General features: G+C 65.7%; 17 protein-coding genes. 8 read left to right on the top strand and 9 right to left on the bottom strand.

Annotation, left to right across the window (positions count from 1 at the left end; all coding sequences use genetic code 11):
• The first annotated feature begins 6 nt into the window (after positions 1-6).
• Both cobA and MHZ91_RS03725 read left to right on the top strand, forming a co-directional pair.
• Positions 7-783 (top strand): uroporphyrinogen-III C-methyltransferase, encoded by a 777-nt coding sequence (gene cobA, locus MHZ91_RS03730; protein WP_239212525.1) that lies wholly within the window; start codon positions 7-9, stop codon positions 781-783.
• Positions 784-822: 39 nt separating this feature from the next.
• Entirely contained in the window at positions 823-2085 is a 1263-nt protein-coding gene (locus MHZ91_RS03725; protein WP_239212523.1) for a nitrate- and nitrite sensing domain-containing protein, read from the top strand.
• A gap of 9 nt (positions 2086-2094) precedes the next feature.
• On the opposite strand, the gene MHZ91_RS03720 is transcribed toward MHZ91_RS03725, so the two are convergent.
• The 3 genes from MHZ91_RS03720 to MHZ91_RS03710 form a co-directional block, all read right to left on the bottom strand.
• Positions 2095-3621: an MFS transporter gene (locus tag MHZ91_RS03720; RefSeq protein ID WP_239212521.1), complete on the bottom strand. Its 1527-nt coding sequence runs from the start codon at positions 3619-3621 to the stop codon at positions 2095-2097.
• Between the two features lie 63 nt (positions 3622-3684).
• Positions 3685-4140 (bottom strand): MarR family winged helix-turn-helix transcriptional regulator, encoded by a 456-nt coding sequence (locus MHZ91_RS03715; RefSeq protein ID WP_239212519.1) that lies wholly within the window; start codon positions 4138-4140, stop codon positions 3685-3687.
• 100 nt (positions 4141-4240) lie between these two features.
• Entirely contained in the window at positions 4241-6358 is a 2118-nt protein-coding gene (locus MHZ91_RS03710) for a transcriptional regulator (protein WP_239212518.1), read from the bottom strand.
• A gap of 161 nt (positions 6359-6519) precedes the next feature.
• Here MHZ91_RS03710 and MHZ91_RS03705 point away from each other — a divergent pair, with 161 nt between their 5' ends.
• A complete protein-coding gene (locus MHZ91_RS03705) occupies positions 6520-7368 on the top strand; it encodes a class I SAM-dependent methyltransferase (RefSeq protein ID WP_218344232.1) in 849 nt (282 codons plus the stop codon).
• A gap of 207 nt (positions 7369-7575) precedes the next feature.
• Here the strand turns inward: MHZ91_RS03705 and MHZ91_RS03700 are convergent, their stop codons facing one another.
• Positions 7576-8637: a LacI family DNA-binding transcriptional regulator gene (locus tag MHZ91_RS03700; RefSeq protein ID WP_239212803.1), complete on the bottom strand. Its 1062-nt coding sequence runs from the start codon at positions 8635-8637 to the stop codon at positions 7576-7578.
• A gap of 112 nt (positions 8638-8749) precedes the next feature.
• Here MHZ91_RS03700 and MHZ91_RS03695 point away from each other — a divergent pair, with 112 nt between their 5' ends.
• The 5 genes from MHZ91_RS03695 (at position 8750) to MHZ91_RS03675 (ending at position 14949) form a co-directional block, all read left to right on the top strand.
• Positions 8750-9772 carry a TRAP transporter substrate-binding protein gene (locus tag MHZ91_RS03695; protein WP_105239374.1) on the top strand — a complete coding sequence of 341 codons (1023 nt, stop codon included), beginning with the start codon at positions 8750-8752 and terminating at the stop codon, positions 9770-9772.
• An 11-nt stretch (positions 9773-9783) separates the two neighbouring features.
• Entirely contained in the window at positions 9784-11664 is a 1881-nt protein-coding gene (locus MHZ91_RS03690; RefSeq protein ID WP_175121126.1) for a TRAP transporter large permease subunit, read from the top strand.
• Positions 11665-11730: 66 nt separating this feature from the next.
• The gene (locus MHZ91_RS03685) at positions 11731-12270 is read left to right on the top strand and encodes a VOC family protein (protein ID WP_175121125.1); all 540 of its coding nucleotides are present in this window, start codon (positions 11731-11733) and stop codon (positions 12268-12270) included.
• A gap of 25 nt (positions 12271-12295) precedes the next feature.
• Positions 12296-13573, top strand: coding sequence for a ribulose-bisphosphate carboxylase large subunit family protein (locus tag MHZ91_RS03680; RefSeq protein ID WP_239212517.1), 1278 nt, complete (start codon positions 12296-12298; stop codon positions 13571-13573).
• Complete coding sequence (locus MHZ91_RS03675; protein ID WP_239212515.1) at positions 13570-14949, top strand: four-carbon acid sugar kinase family protein; 1380 nt, start codon at positions 13570-13572, stop codon at positions 14947-14949. Before MHZ91_RS03680 ends, MHZ91_RS03675 begins: the two co-directional genes overlap by 4 nt.
• 17 nt (positions 14950-14966) lie before the next feature.
• Here the strand turns inward: MHZ91_RS03675 and MHZ91_RS03670 are convergent, their stop codons facing one another.
• From MHZ91_RS03670 to MHZ91_RS03650, 5 genes are all read right to left on the bottom strand, one after another.
• Entirely contained in the window at positions 14967-16286 is a 1320-nt protein-coding gene (locus tag MHZ91_RS03670) for an MFS transporter (RefSeq protein ID WP_239212513.1), read from the bottom strand.
• A 43-nt stretch (positions 16287-16329) separates the two neighbouring features.
• Complete coding sequence (locus tag MHZ91_RS03665; protein WP_239212511.1) at positions 16330-16803, bottom strand: RidA family protein; 474 nt, start codon at positions 16801-16803, stop codon at positions 16330-16332.
• Positions 16800-17867: a DUF4392 domain-containing protein gene (locus MHZ91_RS03660; RefSeq protein WP_239212509.1), complete on the bottom strand. Its 1068-nt coding sequence runs from the start codon at positions 17865-17867 to the stop codon at positions 16800-16802. Before MHZ91_RS03660 ends, MHZ91_RS03665 begins: the two co-directional genes overlap by 4 nt.
• Before the next feature lie 6 nt (positions 17868-17873).
• Positions 17874-18872 carry a threonine/serine dehydratase gene (locus MHZ91_RS03655; protein ID WP_239212507.1) on the bottom strand — a complete coding sequence of 333 codons (999 nt, stop codon included), beginning with the start codon at positions 18870-18872 and terminating at the stop codon, positions 17874-17876.
• A 198-nt stretch (positions 18873-19070) separates the two neighbouring features.
• Positions 19071-19991: a LysR family transcriptional regulator gene (locus MHZ91_RS03650; protein ID WP_239212505.1), complete on the bottom strand. Its 921-nt coding sequence runs from the start codon at positions 19989-19991 to the stop codon at positions 19071-19073.
• Positions 19992-20127 lie beyond the last annotated feature (136 nt).

Genomic DNA, 20127 nt, shown 5'->3' with positions numbered 1-20127 from the left:
ACGACCATGCCCGCCACGAATCCCACCGTGTCCCTGATCGGCGCCGGCCCCGGCGATCCCGAGCTGCTGACCTTGAAAGCCGTCAAGGCGCTTGCCCGGGCCGACGTGGTCCTGGTCGACGACCTGGTCAACCCCGAGATTCTGCAGCACTGCCCCAACGCCCGCATCGTGCGCGTGGGCAAGCGCGGGGGCTGCCGCTCCACGCCGCAGGACTTCATCCAGCGCCTGATGCTGCGCTACGCCCGCCAGGGCCTGCGCGTGGCACGGCTCAAGGGCGGCGATCCCTGCATCTTCGGCCGCGGCGGCGAGGAAGCGCAGTGGCTTAGCGACCACGGCGTAGCCTGCGAAATCGTAAACGGCATCACCGCCGGGCTGGCCGCGGCAACGTCGGCCGGGATCCCGCTGACGCAGCGTGGCATGGCCCAGGGCGTTACACTCATCACCGCGCATTCGCAGGACGGCGCAACGCCCGACTGGTCCGGCTTGGCGCGCAGCGGCACGACGCTGGTGGTCTACATGGGCGTGGCAAAGGTGCTCGACATGACCGCCCAGTTGCTGGCCGCCGGCATGGCGCCGGACACGCCGGTAGCGATGATCGAGCGCGCGTCGCTTCCCGGCCAGCGGGTCTGTCCGTCGACGCTGGCCAGCATGGCGTCCGATGCCCAGACCTTCCGGTTGCGCAGCCCTGCCGTGCTGGTCATCGGCGAAGTCGCCGCCTGCCGGATGTTCGGCGTGCTGGACGACGCGGGCGGCGTGCTTGCGCCGCAACGCCGGACGGCCTGATTTCCGCGAACACGCGCCTCACCCCGCACAGAGATACCGATGGCCGAACGCCACATGCCGCCGCCGCTGCGCTTCCTGCTCGCCGCCCGCCGTAGCGAGCTTCAGGGACTGGAAGTCCTGGCCGCCACCTGCGACCTGGTGCTGCGCATCAGCGCGTTGGTGCACGCGCTGCAAAAGGAGCGCGGCTACTCCAACCTGACCCTGTGCAGCGCCGCGGACCGGCTGCAGCCGGTGCTGGCCGGCCTGTCGAGCGACGCGCAGGCCGTGGAAGCCGGCGTACGCACATTTCTTGATGGACTGGAATCCGACCCCGCGGCCGGCAGTGGCCGGGCACGCCTGCTCAATTGCATCGCCTACGCCCTCTTCCGGCTGGACGAGCTGCCGGCCTTGCGCCGCGAGGTCCGCGACCGGCGCGTGGCGGTGGAAGACGCCGATACCCGATTCACCCAGGTGATCGGCAGCCTGCTTGCAGTGGTCTTCGAAGCCGCCGACTCTTCACTCGATCCGGATGTGACGCGCCTGTTGGTGGCGCTGCTGAATTTCATGCAAGGCAAGGAACTGAGCGGCCAGGAGCGCGCCTGCGGCGTCATGGGCTTTACAGCCGGCTGGTTCGACGACGCCCGCAAGGCGCGCATGCTGGGCCTCGCGGCCAACCAGGCCCGCAGCTTCGGCGTCTACTCGCAGTATGTGCAGGGCGCGCCACTGCAGGCGTGGGACCAGATCCAGCAGCAGGCGCAACCCGTGCAACGCATGCGCGACATGGCGCAGCACACGTCGGACGCGCAGCGCGTCGACAGCGGCCTGGCCGAGCTGTGGTTCGACCTGTGTACGGCGCGCATCGACGCCATGCGCAACGTTGAAACCCAATTGGCGCAGGAACTGGCGCAGCAGTGCGCCCGGCGCATCGCCGACACCCGCCAGGAACTGGACGACCGCCGCCTCCTGCTCAGCCGCTACACCGATCATGCCAGCGGCCGCGTCCCCAGCATGGTGTTCAGCGTGCAGAGCCGCATCCTGGACGTGCCGCCCGAGGACGGCGTGGGCGGCGAGCTGGAACGGTCGATTCTGGACATGATGCGCGAGCAGACGATGCGCATGCAGCAGGCCGACGATGCGCTGACCAGCGTGCGTGGCGCGCTCGACGACAGGAAACGCATCGACCGCGCCAAGCTGCTGTTGATCAGCCGCTACGGCCTGACCGAGCAGGCGGCGCACGAACGCCTGCAACGCGCGGCGATGGACGGCGGCCTGTCGCTGGCAGACGTGGCGCGGCAGATCATCGCGCAGCTGGGCGGCAACTGAACCCTGCCCCTAGCGGAACACGCGCTGGACCAGGCTGACGACGGCCGCCACCAGCGCCACGCCCGCCACGATTCGGAAATGATCCAGGCTGGCCAGCAGCACCGACTGCTGGTCCAGCAGTTGCGCGATCTGCGCCGTGGCAAGCTGCTGCGCCTGTGCCGGCCCCGCCGCCGCGGTGAAATAGGCGGTCAGCTGCGCCATCGCCGCCTCGAACTGCGCGTTGCCGGTCGCAATGCTTTCCCGCAGCACCGTGTAGTGCCGCGACGTGAACCACTGCTGGCCGATGGTGGCCAGCATGATCCCCAGCGCCTGGCCGACCTGCGCCAGCATGTTCTTGACCTGCTGCGCATGAGCGAACACTGCCGGGTCGCCCGTCAGGCCCGTAAAGGTCTGCATCGCGGTCGTGGGCATGAGGGTCATGATGAACATGCCGTAGCAGGCCAGCGCGGGAAACACGTCGGTCCACATGTTGGCCGTGGGCGTCAGGCGTGACATCCACACCCCGAACGCCGCCAGCGCCAGGAAGCCGGTCACGAAGAACTTGCGCGGCGAGGGCCAGCGCGGCAGCAATTGCGACATCACGGCCCAGGTCAGCACGCCCGCCCCCAATCCCAGCGCAAAGAATTTGCCCGCGGTGACCCAGGCCTGCCCCAGCGCACGCTGCAGCATCACCGGCACCAGGTAGCCATTGGCGCCGAGCATCACATAGCAGACCGTGAAGAGCGCCAGTCCGCAGAGGAACCGTGCTTCGTTCATGCCGCCCAGCCGGAGCAGCGGCGCGCCGTTGCGCGTTTCCGACCACACGAAGTAACCCAGCGCGGCTACCCCCGCCGCCGCCGACAGCGCCAGGAGACTGCCGTGGCTGAAGAAGTCGTAATAGGCGCGCTGCAACGCATGCAGCACCAGGAAGCTGCCCGCGCCCAGCGCGGCGATCGGCAGCAGGCGCACGTTGCCGGCCAGGACCGATCCCGCCTCGCGTCCCGGCATGGCCAGCAAGACAGGCGCCATCGCCAGCACCGACAACGCCGCGATCAGCCAGAACATCAACGGCCAGCCATCGTGCTCGACCGCCATCGCGGCCAGCCAGGGCGCCAGCGCGGTCCCCAGGCACAGACCGGTCGCCAAGGCCTTGATGCCCAGGAAGCGCGCGGGGCTGGGGGGAATCAGGTTGACGGTCAGCCGGGACGAGGTAAGCATCGCTGCGCAGCCCAGCGCCATCAACACGCGCCCCAACAGGAATTGCGCCGGGTCCTGCGCCAGCGCGCAGACCGCCGCGCCCATGCCGGCGGCGGCCAGCGAGGCCAGCAGGTAGGCGCGCAAGCCCAGCCGATGCGTAAGCCAGCCCTGCAACGCGATCATCATGACCGCCACGCAGGCGTAGATGAGCGCGATGTGGGTGTATTCCTCGGGGCTGGCGCCGATTTCTCCCATGATGGGCGCTGCGCCAAAGGTGGCCATGCCGTTCTGCAGGAAGTCGATGAACGTCAGCGCGCCGATGACGAGGAGCAGCGGGACGGAAGGCTTGGGTTGGGACATGGTTCACAGCCCAGGCTGTATATGCCTAGGCAGATAAATGGGTAAAAAAAAGCGCCCGGCAAATTACGCCGGCCGCGCGTTGATCAGGATCCGGGACAGCAGCTTGTGCAACACTTGCGCCTCTGCCTCGGAAAAGCCGTCCAGCAGCCGGCGAAACGCCACTTCGGTGGCTTGGCGCGCTTGCGGAAAAGCCGCCTTGCCCTGTTCGGTGAGCTCGATCAGCGAACTGCGGCGGTCGGCTTCGTTTTCGACCCGGCGAATGAAGCCCTTGGCCACGATCCGATCCAGCAGTCGGGTCATGGCGCCCGAGTCATAGGAAAGCACCCGGCAGAAGTCGCTGAGCGTGCGGCCCCACCCCTTGACGATGCAATTGAGCACGACGTATTGCTGCACGGTGATCTGCAACGGGGCCAGATCGCGGTCCAGTGCGTCCAGAATGCCGTTGCGCACCGACGTCACCAGGAATCCCAGTTCACCGGTGCACAGTTCGTCCAGCACAGAAGGAGTTGCGTTGCTCATGATGGGCCCGGCGCGCCGCCGTCGAAATCAATGACGGGATATTAGCTGCCTAGGCAGCTACCTAGCAAGCGAAATCTGGCGATGCGTGGCGAATGCTGCACTATCCGATTCCGATCCGCCGCGCTCCTTCGCGGAACAGCGCCTGCGTGTCGGGCTCCAGCCGGAATGACGCCAGGAAGTCGTCGACCCGGTAGGTCGCCTGCGCCTTGCGGATGGCGGGCAGAAACCCCAGCGCCTCGTCAGTTCGGCCGGCCAGCGACAGGCAGCAGGCGGCAATCGCCAGGATGTGCACGTGCGCGTTGGGGCGCGCGGCGGCCTTGATCGCCCATCCGGCCGCCTCCTCGATCCGGCCCAGCCGCACCAGCGCCAGTGCGCGCACGGCCAGCATGCCGAACAGCAGCGGATCGAAAGGGCTCAAGTGGCGCGAGTGATCGGATGCGCCGATGGCGGCTTGCGCATCGCCCATCTGGCAGTCGACAAAGCCCAGCGTGTAATGGCCCAGCGCGAAGTTCGGGCTGAGGTCCACGGCGATCCGCAGTTCACTGACCGACTGATCCTGGCTGCCGCGCAGCCACAGCGCCCGCCCCATCGCCCAATGCGCCGCCGGATCGCGGTCATCGGCGATCAGGCTCTGGCCGGCGGTTTCGAACGCCCGATCGATGGCATCGCCCTGCTCGTCCCAACGCTGGAACGCGGTCTGCCAATGCGTGAACGACAAGCCCGCATAGGCCCGCGAAAATGTCGGATCCAGCCGCACCGCCATCTCGAAGAAATGCCGGGCCTGCTCATTGTCGGTACGGTTGAACCGGTACATATGCCACAGGCCGCGGTGATGCGCCTGCCACGCGTCCAGCGAATTGGGCGGCGTCAGGATCGCGCGGTTGCGCTCCGCCGCCTCGATCTCGATGTCGACAGACGCCACGATCCGGTTGCCGATCTCGTCCAGCGCCAGCAAGGCGTCATCGAACGGGTGATCCAGGACATCGGCCCAGACGATCCGCGCCGTGCGTGAATCGACCAGTTGCACGTCCACGGCAAGTCGCTGACCGTGGCGCCGCAGCGAGCCGCTGACGACATAATCCACGTTGAGCGTGCGGCCCGCTTCCTCCGGTCCGACGCTGCGCTGATCCAGCGCAAACACGGTGCCCTGCGCAATGACGAACAGGCTGCGCAGCTTTGCCAGCCGCGCGATAACGTCAAAGGCCAGGCCGTCCGCCAATCCGCCCCGTACACCGGCCTGCGCGGACCGGTCCACGAACGGCATGACCGCGATGGATGCCCGTCCGCGCCGGTCCGGCGGGAGCTCGGAAAGGCGGGAAAGCAGATCCGCTTCAGGCGGCGGCTGGAACGGCGGGTCGGCCGTGATCAGCGCGCCTGTCTCGGCCGTGATCGTCGCCCCCGCCTCTCCAGGCCGCGGCGCCACCGCAAAAGCCGGATCCAGCGCTTGACCCAAGCCCTGCCCCGACGTCTGCACGCCGCCCGCCCGCCGGGCGCGCACGTCACGCCACGCCTCGCGCAGCAGCCGCCCATCCAGCCCCTCGGCCTCAAACGCGCGCACGGCCGCAGCCAGATGTTCCTCGCCCTCGCGCCACTGCCCGCGCAGGCCCAGCGCGTCCAGCATCAGTTCATGCGCCTGCGCATCGAACGGCGCCAATTGCAGCCACTTGTCCAGGCAGGCGAAGCGTTCTTCCGCGCCCGCCGGCAGGCTTGCGGCCTGGTGCGCCAGCACGGCCGCATGGCAGGCCCGCAGGCGCCGCCGCTGCGCGGTCTGCCAACTATGGAAGAACGGACTGCGGCCGATCTCAAGCCCTTCCAGGAAATCGCCCTGGAACAGCGCCAACAGGGCGCGCAGCCTGTCGGGCCCCGCCTTGTCGATGCCGTCCTGCATCGCCGCGCCGATGTCCAGGACATCCACGCGGCAATCGGACAGGTCGAGGCGCACCGCGTCCTGCACCGTCTCGACCCGGCGGCGGCCCGGCTCATCCAGCAGGCCGCGCGCCTTGCTCAGGCACCAGCGCAGCTCGCCGCGCGGATCGTTCGGAATATCCCACAGCAATTCGCACAGGTGCGCCCGCATCACGGCGTTCGGGGCCAGCGCCAGGTAGGCGATCAGCGCCCGCAGCTTGCGCGACGGCGGCAACGCCAGCGGCGCGCCCCCGCGGCTGATCGCCAGCGGTCCCAGCATGCGCACGTGGATGCCCGCGCCGGTCGAATCCACGGCAGATTCCACGCCCGCTACCACGCTCGCCTCCACGCCTGGTTTTTATCGTTGTTTCCGGGGCGCACGGCACGCGAATTCCTTCTAGGCGCTGGTTGCACTACCCCGGCGCGCTGGCAATGGATGCTGTCGCGCACCCCACGCAATAACGGAGAGTCACCATGTCCATTTCCTCCCTTGCCACCAGTGACGTGCGCGAAACCGCACAGCCCGACCTGGCCGCCTTGAAGACCCGCCAGCAGGGCACCTGGTCCTCCGGGGACTACGCCGTCGTCGGCACCACGCTGCAGATCGTAGGAGAACAGCTTTGCGAAGCCCTTGATGTCCGCGCCGGGCAGAAGGTGCTGGACGTTGCCGCCGGCAACGGCAATGCCACGCTGGCCGCCGCCCGCCGCTGGTGCGACGTCACGTCGACCGACTACGTGCCCGCGCTGCTCAGCCGCGGCCGCGAACGCGCCGCCGCGGAACGCCTGAAGATCGAATTCCAGGAGGCCGACGCCGAGGCGCTGCCCTTCCCCGACGCCGCGTTCGATGTCGTCATGTCGACCTTCGGGGTGATGTTCACGGCAGACCAGGACAAGGCCGCGTCCGAACTGATGCGCGTGTGCAAGCACGGCGGCAAGATCGGCCTGGCCAACTGGACACCCGACGGCTTCATCGGCCAGATCTTCAAGACCATCGGCAAGCACCTGCCCCCGCCCGCCGGCGTCAAGTCGCCTGCGCTGTGGGGAACCAAGGCGCGCATCGAAGAGATGTTCGGATCGCAAGCCGCGTCGATTCAGTGCGAACCGCGCCATTTCGTGTTCCGCTACCGCTCGCCCGAGCACTGGATGCAGGTCTTCAAGACCTACTACGGCCCGCTGCTCAAGGCCTTCGGCGCGCTGGAACCCGCGGCGCAGACGGCGCTGACCGCCGATATCACCGCGCAGATCGAACGCTTCAACCGCTCCGGCGATTCGGCGGTCGTGGTGCCCAGCGAGTACATGGAAATCGTGATCACCCGCCGGTGATCGCGCGGCAGCCCCCGCCTCGCAAGCGGCGGGATCGGCCTGGCGGTCGGCTGTGTGGTCCATGGCGCAGCGCCTTCACGGCCGTCCGCCGGCAAGCGCCGGGCAACCGTTGTAGAGGAACCATCCGTTGAAGTAGGCAGCGGCGTGCCCCGCCGCTGCCGCACTGGGTGCGAGCCCATAGCCGAAATAATACGCCCGCCCCTACCCCTACGGCAGGTTCTCCCGGAATATCACCTGGCTGCGCGCCAATTCCACCCCATTCATCGCGCTGCGCTTATCCCGCAGATTGCTGAAAATGCGCACGCAGCTCATCAGCGCTTCCATCGGGCTTTGCGTGATCACGGCGTCCATCGTGCCGTCGATCAGCAGCGAACGCGTGTCGGGCGTCAGTCCATGCCCGATGAAAACAACCCGGTGCTGCTGCCCTGCTTCTTTCAGCGCGCGGGCCACACCATCTGACGCGCCGCCGATGTTGTAAATCCCGGCAAGCTGCGGATACTGCTCCAGCAACTGCCGCGTCTGTTCGTAGTTGCGCTGCGCGTCGTCATAGCCTTCGCGCAAGTCCACCACCTGCATGGCTTGGAATTGTTCGGCGTAGAGCTGCAGAAATCCGCTTTCCCGCTCTTCATGGGCGCGGTAATGCCGCGACCCCGCGATCAGCGCCACATGCGCCGCGCGCATCCCGATAAAGCGCGCGATCAGATAGCCGGCCGTGCGCCCGGCGGCCCGGTTGTCCAATCCCACGTAAGCCGTGCGCGCGCTGTTGGCGATGTCCGAGATCAGCGTCACCGTCGGCACGCCCTGCTGCGCCAGCGCATTCACGGCCTCGCGCACCACGGGGTGCTCCAGCGCCATAAACGCAATTCCGTCGGCCCGCTTGCCATGTTTGGCCAGCGCCTGCGCCAGCGCATCGGGATTGAAGCTTTCCACGTACTCGACATGGCACTTGGCATTTAACGGCGCAAAGTGCTCGTGCGCAAAGTTGACGGTATCGCCCAGCATGCGCAGATAGCGGTTGCTGCCGCGCGGCAGCAGGAACACCAGCCGCATGGGCTCGGGCGCGGGGGCCGCGTACGCCTCATCGTCCGGCAGGTAATCCAGTTCGATGGCGGCCTTGAAGACCTTTTGCGCCGTGGCCGGGCGCACGCCGGGCCGGCGATTGAGCACGCGATCGGCCGTGGCCGTCGACACGCCCGCGCGGGCAGCCACGTCCGCCAGCTTGGCGAGTCCACGAGAGGAGGCGCTTCTATTCACATCAAAAACCATCATGAATAAGATTTGACGATGATAGCGCCTATTCACTATTGTCCACAGTGCCGCAGGGCTAAGGCGGTTTTGTGGCACATCAAAAAACATCATAAGCAAGACAACGGAGACAACCATGAAGCTGCTTACTCGCCGCAGTGCCCTGCGCCGCCTTTGCGCGGTTCCCGCCCTCGCCGTCGCCGGCACCGGCTTTCCGCTGATCGCCCGCGCCGCCGATTACTCGCTCAAGTACGGCAACAACCTGCCGGTGACGCATCCGCTGAACATCCGCGCCCAGGAAGCGGCCGAACGCATCCTCAAGGAAAGCAACGGCCGCGTCGACATCAAGATCTTCCCGAACAACCAGTTGGGCGGCGACACCGACATGCTGGCTCAGGTGCGCTCGGGCGGCATCGACTTCTTCACGCCGTCCGCCCTGGTGATCGCCACGCTGGTGCCGGTGGCCGCCATCAACGCCGTCGGCTTCGCGTTCAAGGACTACGACCAGGTCTGGAACGCCATGGACGGCGCGCTGGGCGCCCACGTGCGCGCCGCCATCGCGCAGCGCAAGCTCTACGCCTTTGAAAAGATGTGGGACAACGGTTTCCGCCAGACTACCAGCAGCAAGGGTCCGGTCAATACGGCCGCCGACATGGACGGCCTGAAGATCCGCGTGCCGGTGAGCTCGCTGCCGATCTCCATGTTCAAGGGCCTGGGCGCCGCGCCTGCCAGCCTGCAGTTCAGCGAGGTCTACTCGTCGCTGCAGACCAAGGTGGTGGACGCGCAAGAAAACCCCCTGCCCATCATCCAGGTCGCCAAACTGTACGAAGTGCAGAAGTACTGCTCGCTGACCAAGCACATCTGGGACGGCTACTGGTTCATCGCCAACGGCCGCATGTGGGAAGGCCTGCCCGCCGACCTGAAGACGGTGGTGGCGCGCGGCATCAACGAAGCCGGCCTGGCCCAGCGCGAAGACATCAAGAAGCTCAACGCCTCGGTGCAGGCAGACCTGGAATCCAAGGGCCTGGTGTTCAACCAGCCGTCCGCCGACAGCTTCCGCGAACAACTGCGCACCGCGGGCTTCTACAAGGAGTGGCAAGGCCGGTTCGGCAATGAGGCCTGGGGCCTCCTGGAGCAGTCCGTCGGCAAGCTGGCCTGAGGTCGCGCGCCATGTCCTCCCTGTCCGCTCCCCACGCCGCGGCGCCCGCGCTGCCGGCCAATCCCCTGCGCCGGGCGGCCGGCGCGCTCGACAGCGTGTTGGGCACCGTGGTCGAACACGTTGCCGCAGCCATCGTGCTGGTCGAGATACTCGTCCTGTTTGCGGGCGTGGTGGCGCGCTACGCGTTCCACAGCCCGCTGGTCTGGTCCGACGAACTGGCGTCAATCCTGTTCCTCTGGCTGTCCATGCTGGGCGCCGTCGTGGCGTTGCGGCGCGGCGAGCACATGCGCATGACGGCGCTGGTGAACAACGTCAGCCCGGCGCGTCGCGCGCAGCTTGAAACCGCAGCGCTTGCGGCGTCGCTGGCGTTCCTGGTGCTGATCCTGGCGCCCGCCATCGAGTACGCGCATGAAGAACACTTCATCATCACGCCGGCGCTGGAACTGAGCAACGCGTGGCGCGCCTCGGCGATTCCGGTTGGCATGGGCCTGATGGGCGTCATTGCGCTGCTGCGCCTCTTGCGCACGCAGCCGCTGCCGCAGGTGGCGATGGCGCTGGCGGGTGTTGCCGCGGTCGTCGGCCTGTTCTGGCTCGCGCAGCCCCTGTTCTCCGGACTGGGCAAGCTGAACCTGGTGATCTTCTTCGTGGGCATCGTCGCCGCCACCGTGTTTTCGGGCGTGCCGATCGCATTCTCGTTCGCGCTGGCCACCTTCTCGTACCTGGCGCTGACCACCAACACGCCGATGGTCGTCATGGTAGGCCGGCTGGACGAAGGCATGTCGCACCTGATGCTGCTCGCGGTGCCGCTCTTCATCTTCCTGGGCTCGCTGATCGAAATGACAGGCATGGCGCGCGCCATGATCCAGTTTCTGGCCAGCCTGCTCGGCCACGTGCGCGGCGGACTGTCCTACGTGCTGATCGGCGCCATGTATCTGGTGTCCGGCATCTCGGGCTCGAAGATCGCCGACATGGCGGCCATCGCGCCCGTGCTGTTCCCCGAAATGAAAAAGCGCGGCGCCAAGCCTGGCGATCTGGTCGCCTTGCTGTCCGCCACCGGCGCGCAGACCGAGACGATTCCGCCGTCCATCGTGCTCATCACCATCGGTTCGGTGACGGGCGTGTCGATCGCCGCGCTGTTTACGGGCGGCCTGCTGCCCGCCGTCGTGCTGGGCCTGGCCCTGTGCGGCGTGGTCTGGTGGCGCTACCGAAAGGAAGACCTGAGCCTCGTCCAGCGCTTCACCTTCAAAGAGATCGGCCGCTTCTTCATGATCGCGCTGCCCGCCGTGGCCCTGCCGTTCGTGATCCGCGCCGCCGTCGTCGAAGGCGTGGCCACCGCCACCGAGGTCTCCACCATCGGCATCGTGTACTCCGTCGTCGTGGGCCTTGTGATCTACCGCTGCTTCGACTGGGCGCGTGTCAAGCCCATGCTGATCGAGACTGCCTCCCTGTCCGGCGCCATCATGCTGATCGTGGGCTGCGCCACCGCGATGGCGTGGGCGTTGACGCAATCGGGCTTCTCGGGCGATCTGGCCAAGCTGATGGCGGGCATGCCCGGCGGCAGCTACGGCTTCCTGGCCGTCTCCATCGTGGCCTTCATCATCCTGGGCAGCGTGCTGGAAGGCATCCCCGCCATCGTGCTGTTCGGCCCGCTGCTGTTCCCGATCGCGGTGCAGGCCGGCGTGCATGAAGTCCATTACGCGATGGTCGTGATCTTCGCCATGGGCATCGGCCTGTTCGCACCGCCCTTCGGTGTCGGCTACTACGGCGCCTGCGCCATCAGCCGCGTCGATCCCAACGAAGGCATCCGCCCGATCTGGGGCTATATCGGCGCGCTGCTGATCGGCCTGATCGTCGTCGCCGCCTTCCCCTGGTTCTCCATCGGTTTCCTGTGACGCGGCGCGGCCCCTTGCGGGCCGCGTCCTCCCCGTCTCTCAGCCACCCTTTTATAAAGATCCAACATGAGTCGTTTCCTGGGCGAGATCCGCCAACTCGGTTATGTCGTGCACGACATCGAAGCCGCCATGGACTACTGGAGCACCAAGCTCGGCGTGGGTCCCTGGTACTACAACCCGCGCGTGCCCATCGTCAATTACCAATACGACGGCAAGGGCTATGAACCGCACAACTCCGTCGCCCTCGCCAACTCTGGCTATGTGCAGGTCGAACTGATCCAGACCCGCAACGACGTGCCCTCCATGTACCGAGACTTCCTGCAAGCCGGCCGCACCGGCCTGCAGCACGTCGCCTACTGGACCGAAAGCTACGACGCCGACCTGGAACGCCTGTTGGCGCAAGGCTTCAAGCCCAAGATGAGCGGCGAAGTCGGCGAAAAAGGCCGCTTTATCTACTTCGACACCGAATACCACCCCGGCACCGTCATCGAGCTCTCCGAAGTGGCCGGCCCCAAAGGCCGCCTCTTCGACCTGATCCGCGAAAGCTCGGTGAACTGGGACGGCAAGGACCCCGTCCGCGCATTCCCCGACCTGAGCCGCCTCTGATACACCCCTGCCGCACACCGCCACCATGAATTCCCAATCGTTTACCGCCACCTACCTGATTGAGACCCCCGTCGACCCCGCCAAGGTTGCGGAGGTCATGGCCGGCGAGCAGTCCTGCGGCACCTTCACGCGCGTGCAGGGCGAAACGGACGAGCTGCGCGCCCGCGCACGCGCCCGCATCGAATCCATCGAGACGCTGGAAACGGTCGACACGCCCAGCCTGCCCAATGCATATCTCGCGCGACAGCCGGGCGGCATGCCCGGCAAATTCCAGCGCGCGCGGATTCGCATCGCATTTCCGGTCGCCAACGTGGGCGCCAACCTGCCCACGCTGGCCGCCACGGTCGGCGGCAATCTGTACGACCTGGGCGAAGTCACCGGCCTGCGGCTCGAAAGCATGGAGCTGCCCGCCAACTACCGCGCGCAATTCGACCTGCCCCAGGTCGGCATCGCCGGCACCCGCGCGCTGACCGGCGTGGACAAGGGTCCGCTGGTCGGCACCATCATCAAGCCAAACGTCGGCCTCTCGCCCGAGCAGACCGCGCACCTGGTGGCGCAGCTTTGCGCGGCCGGCGTGGACTTCATCAAAGACGACGAGGTGTGCGCCAACCCGGCCCACGCCCCGCTCGCCCAGCGCGTCGCCGCCGTGATGGCCGTGGTGCGCGCGCACCGCGAACGCACCGGCCGCAACGTGATGGTTGCGTTCAACATCACCGACGAAACCGACGCCATGCGCCGCCACGCCGAGCTGATCGAACGCGAAGGCGGCACTTGCGTCATGGCCAGCCTGAACTGGTGCGGCTATTCCGCCATCCAGACTTTGCGCCGCAGCACGCCGCTGGCGTTGCATGGTCATCGCAATGGGTTCGGCGCGCTATCGCGCCATCCGTTGCTGGGCATGGGATTTCAGGCGTATCAGACGCTGTGGCGGCTGGCCGGTGTGGACCACATGCACGTGCATGGGTTGCAAGGCAAGTTCTCGCAGGAGGACAGCGAAGTCGTCGACTCGGCGCGCGATTGCCTGGCGTCGCTGACCCCGGGGATCGACGACGCCGTCATGCCTGCTTTCTCGTCGGGTCAGTGGGCCGGGACCGTGCCCGCGACCTGGGCGGCCGTGCGCAGCGACGATCTGCTGTTCATGTCGGGCGGGGGCATTCTGGCGCATCCGGATGGCCCGGCGGCTGGGGTGCAGAGCATTCGTCAGGCGTGGCACGCCGTGCGGGACAACCAGCAGCTGGAAGACTACGCCCGCAACGCGCCTGAGTTGCAGCGCGCGCTGGAGTTTTTTGGAAGCCGCGCATGATTGGCGGCACCGCGCCGCAGGTGTGCTGGTATGGCGACGACTTCACCGGCGCCACTGACACGCTCGCCGAGGTCGCCCGGGCGGGCCTGCGCAGCCTGCTGTTTTTGGGCGTGCCTTCTTCTTCGCAACTGGAACGTGCCGGGCCATTGGATGCCATCGGCATCGCGGGCGCCGCGCGTGGGATGGCCCCGGCGGAGATGGTCGAGGAACTGCGCGCGGTTGGCGCGTTCATGGCAAGCACCGGCGCGCGCGTGCTGCATTACAAGTGCTGTTCGACGTTCGACAGTTCGCCGCATATTGGCAGCATCGGGGTGGCAGTGCGGGAGCTGCGCCGGCATTTTGCGAACCCCATCGTGCCGATCGTTGGCGGGCAGCCCAGCATTGGCCGGTATTGCAGTTTTGGAAACCTCTTTGCGCGCGCGGGGTCTGCGCCGGAGATTCATCGCATCGATCGCCATCCCGTGATGAGCGTGCATCCTGTCACGCCGATGCACGAGGCGGATTTGCGACGGCATTTGGAGGCGCAGGGGTTGGAGGGCGTGCGGTCGGTGCCGCATGTTGCTTATCCCCCGATTGCGAACTTGGCAGTGAACGCGGGCGCCGACCCCGCCGTGAATTCCGGTACGAACATCGCCGAGCTCGATGGGTGGATCGATCAGGTCATGGAAAACGCGGACGGACCGCTGCTCCTGGATCTGGTGGACGAATCGCAGCTCGCCGTGATCGGCCGCCTGATTCAACGCGAGGCAGCCCGCGCCCCGCTCGTGGCCGTCGGCCCGAGCAGCGTGCAGCAAGCCCTGGCCCGCGTCCGGCCCGCCGGACAAGCCCCCGCTACACAACCGGCCCCGCTCGGCCCGTCGGACGGCCCGGTGCTGGTCGTCGCGGGCAGCCTGTCGCCCGTCACCGCGCGACAGATCGCTGCGTGCGAAAGCTATACGCGCCAACCGCTGCAAGTCGTGCGGCTGCTGGCTGATGCCGGCTATGCCGCGCAACAGATCGCGTTGGCCGCCGCGACATTGGCCGAAGGCCGCAACGTCCTGGTGTATACCGACAGGCCTGCCGGCTCGGTCAGCGCGGACCAGACCGCCGCAACAGCCCGCGCCACCGCCAGCCTCGTCGCGGACATCGTGCGCGCCAGCGCAAAGACCGGTCATCGGCTGAACCGCATTGGCATCGCGGGCGGAGACACTTCAAGCCAGGCGACGCTTGCCTTGGGATTGTGGGGGTTGGCGTTTCGCTGCGTGCTGGCGCCGGGGGTGACGGTCAGCGTTGCACGCAGCGACGACCCCGTGATCGACGGAATTGAACTGATGCTCAAGGGCGGGCAAATGGGCGGGGATCGCTTGTTTGATGCGTTGGCCGCAGGCAATGCCTGAGCGGCCAATGCATCGGATCAACGGTTCACCAGCTTCTTGGGCAGCGTCAACGTAAGGGCCGCACCGATCATTGCCACGCAGGCGATAAATATCACGCCATTATCGGTGCTGCCTGTGACATCCTTGACGACGCCGACGACATACGGGCTGACAAATCCGCCCAGTCCGCCGAAGCAGTTGATCAGTGCCACGCCCGCTGCCATGCCGACGCCCGAAAGAAACAGTCCAGGAATCGTGAACAGCATGGACGTCGTGCTGTAGGCGCCAACCGCGGCGATCGTCAGCGACAGAAGCGCCAGCCCCATCGACCCATGGAACCAGACACTGCCAATCAAGCCGACGCACACGCAGGTGAACGGTCCAACCAGATGCCAGCGGCGCTCGCGCATGCGATCAGAACTGCGGCCGATCAGATACATCACCACGAAAGCCGCGGTGAACGGCACTGCGGTGTAAAGACCCACGTGCATGACGTCCCCCACGTTCAGCTGCTGCACAAGCGTGGGTAGCCAGAACGACACGCCGTAAGAGCAGATGGCCGAGCAGAAGCAGATGCTGGTCATCTTCCACACCCGCCGATCTTTCAGCGTGGCCGCGAGCGACACGGTGGACTTGTCGTGACGGGTGAGCTCGCGCTCGGCCTGGAGTTCGCCTTCCACCAGCTCGCGCTCGCCCTGGGTAAGCCACGGGGCAACCGCGGGGCTGTCGGCCAGGTATTTCAGGCACAACAGGCCGAGGATCAGCGACGGCACGGCTTCGATAAGGAACATCCATTGCCAGCCAGCCAACGAGTGCGCACCATGGCCCCATTCGATGATGGCGCCGGAAAGCGGCGCGCCGATCATTCCTGACAACGGCACCGCACCCACAAAAAGCGCCACCATCTTTGCGCGCTTGTTTGCGGGAAACCAATAGGTCAGATACAGGATCACGCCAGGATAGAAGCCGGCCTCGGCCGCGCCCAGCAGGAAGCGCAACACGTAAAACTGCGTCGGCGTCTCGACAAAGGCAAAGCCGGCCGAAATGATGCCCCACAGAATCATGATGCGGGAAATCGTCCGCTTGGCGCCGATGCGCATCATCAGCAGATTGCTGGGCACCTCGAAGATCAGATACCCGATAAAGAACAGTCCCGCGCCCAAGCCATAAACGGCATCGCTGAAGCCCAGGTCGTTCAGCATGTGCAGCTTGGCAAAGCCGATATTGATGCGGTCCAGATACGCCGCCACGTAGCACAACATGAGAAACGGCATGATGTGCAGCGCCACCTTGCGGTAGACGGCATTCCGGTCCGGCGCATTTCCCGCGTAGGCGGGCTGAGTCAGAGTTGCTTGCACGAATTTTCCCCTTGCGGATGTCAGGCGGACGCCCCGCCCTGACTTATGGTTTGAGTTGGAATATGGCTTCGACTTCCACCGCCATGCCCGACGGCAACGACGAAGCGCCGGTGGCGATGCGCGCATGCAGGCCGCGCTCGCCCAGGACAGCGGTCAGCAGATCCGAAGCGCCGTCCAGGACCTTCGAATGGGCATCAAAGTCCTCGGCGCAATTGACCACACCGGCCAGCCGCACCGAGCCGGCGACGCGCGCCAGATCGTCCCCGCAGGCCTGAGCCAGATGGCCGAGCACGTTGAGCGCGCACAGCGCCGCAGCATCGCGGCCTTGCTCGACGCTCAGATCGCGCCCCACGCGGCCCGAGAACTCCAGCACGCCGTTGCGCCGCGGCGCTTGTCCCGCTACGAACAGCAAGTCTCCGGCGCGCACGGCCGGGACGTAGCTGCCGCGCGGCGGATTGACGGTTGGCAATGCAAGTCCCAGTTCGGCCAGCCGACCGGAGATGGTGGTTGCGCTCATTTCAGTTGCCTCCAGTCGCCCTGATGCCCCTGCCAGTTGATCGAGTGACCCAGCGCGCGCATCACACTGCCACGCAGTGCGCGAACCATCCCTGCGTACTCCTGCATGGCAATGCCGTCATGTGCTGGCTCCGGGGCCATGAACATGCCATCCACGCCGCCGCTGGCGACGCACAGCTCGGTGCTGCGGATTTCCAGTTCGGGCTCGTGGAACACCACCGGGTTCTCCAGCAAGGCAGCAAGCGCCGCCACCACGCCCGTTGCACCAAAATTGGAGATGTTCGACACCACCAGCCAGTCGGCAGCCGTGACAGCGGCGACGCCGCCGCGTCCCGGCGTGCCGGTATCCGCGGCCTTGGGTGAAAACCGTGGCAAATCCTCGGCAATCACGCCCATGCCCAGCTCGTTGCCGCCGTCACCGATGCCGATGAACGGAATCTTTGCCGCCTGGATTCTCTCGAACAGATAGTCCAGATTAGCGACCAACCCGTCCAGCGGGCGACCGCCCAACCCGTGGTACAGGCCCTTGGCATTTTTTCCGGGCCGCTCGATTGCGATCGCGGCGCAGGGACGCGTTATTGTCACCAGCGCGTCGCAAACCGCGTGGGCGCCGCGATCGTCCTTGGGGACCGTCTTGATATACACCGGCCGCAAGAAATCGAAGGGCTTGATGACGCCATCTTCCGGAAACGGCATCGGCGCCAGGCCCGCGCCGCGGCAGGTGGCGATCATCATCTCCTCCCAGTCTTCGTCGATGACGATGACGGTCTCGCGACGCAACCCCAGGAAGAAGGCCCGGGCCATCAGCGCGGCACCGATCGGGCCATCGGTTTCGGGCGCACCGCCGCCTTCCGGAAAACCTGTCGCAATCAGGATCGGGCCGGCGCTTTCCTGGGCGGCCTTCTGCAACCGCTCGGCAGCGCCCATGCAGGCATATCCGGGCTGACGCGACTGCAGCGCCTCGTAGAGATTGCCGATCAGTCCCACGCCGGTGTAGTCGACGCGCATGAAGTCGTCGATGGTGCGTGCAACGCGGTGATATGTCTTGGATTCGGAATTCAGCATGATAGGTCAGGCGTTCAACGCCTCGATGAACACAGGGGTATCGACGTTGCCGCCGCTCAGTACGACGACAACGGTCTTGCCCGCAACGTCGATTTTTCCCGCCAGCACGGCGGCAAGCGGCACGGCGCCGCCCGGCTCCACCACCAGACGCAGGTGCTGATACGCGGCTTTCATTGCACGCCTGACCTCGTCGTCGGTGACGACAAGGCTGCCGGAAAGCAGGTCCAGGTTGATCGGAAAGGTCAGCTTGCCCGGCTTGACCACCTGCAGTGCGTCGCAGATCGACTTGGCGCCGGGCGCATTGCTTTCAGGCTGGCCGGATGCCAGCGATCGCGCCAGTTCGTCAAAGCCCGCTGGCTCACCGGCATACACAGCCGTTTCGGGCGACAGCGACTTGACGGCCGTCGCCACGCCAGCAACCAGACCGCCGCCGCTGGACGCCGCAATCACGATGTCCAGCGACGCGCCCATGTCGCGGGCTTGCTCGACGATTTCCAGGCCGACGGTGCCTTGTCCGGCCATGATGTGGGGGTCGTCATAGGGCGGGACGATCACTGCGCCGGTCCTGCCTGCGATTTCCGCGCCAATTGCTTCGCGGTCGTCCTTCTGGCGGTCGTACAGCACCACCTCCGCACCATTCGCGCGTGCGCCCTCAATCTTGGCGCGGGGCGCGTCGGCCGGCATGATGATCGACGCCGAAATGCCTAACGTGCGTGCCACCAACGACGTGGCCAGCGCATGGTTGCCGGATGAAAAGGCCACCACGCCTGCTCGCTTTTCTGCGTCGCTCAGTTGCAGCAACCGATTGACCGCGCCGCGGAACTTGAAGGCGCCGGCGTTCTGCAAGGACTCGGCCTTGATCAACACCCGCGCCCCCGTCAATGCATTGAGCGATGCGCTCTCCAGCAAGGGGGTACGCACGATGTGGGAACGAATGCGTTCGTGTGCCTGCTGCACGTCACCAAGCGTGATGGCAAAGGCGGATGTGGGATCTGCGGAATTCAAGGCTGCTCCAGGCTGAATGGGATTTTGCGCACCCATTACATCCCGGTCGTTTCATAACAACCAATCCTATCTTTGGATAGAAATCAATAAGGCTGTCTTATTGATCGCAGTTTTCCGAGGAGCGTGCACTTTCAGCGGGCGCACGAAGTCCGCAGTTATCAGGGAAACCACTAATACGTTGACGAGGTGAAAGAACTGCTAGAGGCGGGCTTTTCTTCGCCCACGCGGATTGCCAGCGGATGAAGCCCGCGCAATCTCGCCGGCAAGCTCGGACAACGCCTCTTTCGTCTGTTGGTCACTGCCTGGCGCATAAGCCACGGCAAAGGACAGATCACGCAGTTGCATCTGCGCCCGCCGAACCTTCAACCGCCCCTGCGCCACTTCCTTCGCTACCGCCAACCGCGGGACGACGCATACGCCATAGCCATCCTCTGCCATGCGAACGATGGTGGACAGGGACCAGTTGGTGAAGATCCGAGGCGCGCCATGCTCGGGGGTGGTCAGCTCCCGATGAAGAAACGTATACGGGTAGGTTCGCTTGGGAAAAGTGATCAGAGGATGGCGCGCTACCTCGCTATTCGACAAAGGTTCTTTCCCCACTTTCAGCGAAGGCGCCGAAAGAAAGTTGAGTTCGTAGCTGCAAAGCGGCCTTTCAATCAGCACATCGTCATTCAATGGCCCGAGCAGGAAAGCCATGTCTAACTCACCCGACTTCAAGTCTTCGCGCAGGGTGGGCGTGATATCCACGACAAAATCGATGATCACGTTGGGATAGCGCTTGCGGCATTGCTCCAGGAACTCCACCAGCCAGGTATGAACGATGGTTTCGGCAACGCCCAGGCGAATGACTCCACTGATCGCCTGCTCTTCGGCTACCTTCATCATCATTTCCGAATGCAGCGCCATGAAACGCTCGGCGTACCCGTACAGGACGCGGCCCTTCGCGGTGAGCTTTACCGCGCGAGACGTCCGGTCCAACGCCTTGATACCCAGTTCCTTCTCCAACGCCGCAATGCGTTGTGAGACTGCAGGCTGAGTCGTGTGCAGTTTTGCCGCAGCTTTGTTGAAGCTGCTGAAGTTGACCACCCAGTAAAAGACCTCAAGGCTTTTGAAATTCATTTGGATTTTGCGTCAGCGGGAGAGTTCGGCGGCGCCGATTCGATGGCTATTGTGCAGCCTGCAATTCAACCGCAGGCGCACGGCTCGAATTTTATAATCGCGCTTGTCAGGCAGTTATTTCCCATGCCAATACCGC

Origin of the sequence: Achromobacter sp. ACRQX (genome assembly GCF_022346505.1) — a bacterium.
In the GTDB taxonomy this organism is placed as follows: domain Bacteria; phylum Pseudomonadota; class Gammaproteobacteria; order Burkholderiales; family Burkholderiaceae_B; genus Achromobacter; species Achromobacter animicus.
This window is presented reverse-complemented; position numbering and strand designations above follow the sequence as displayed.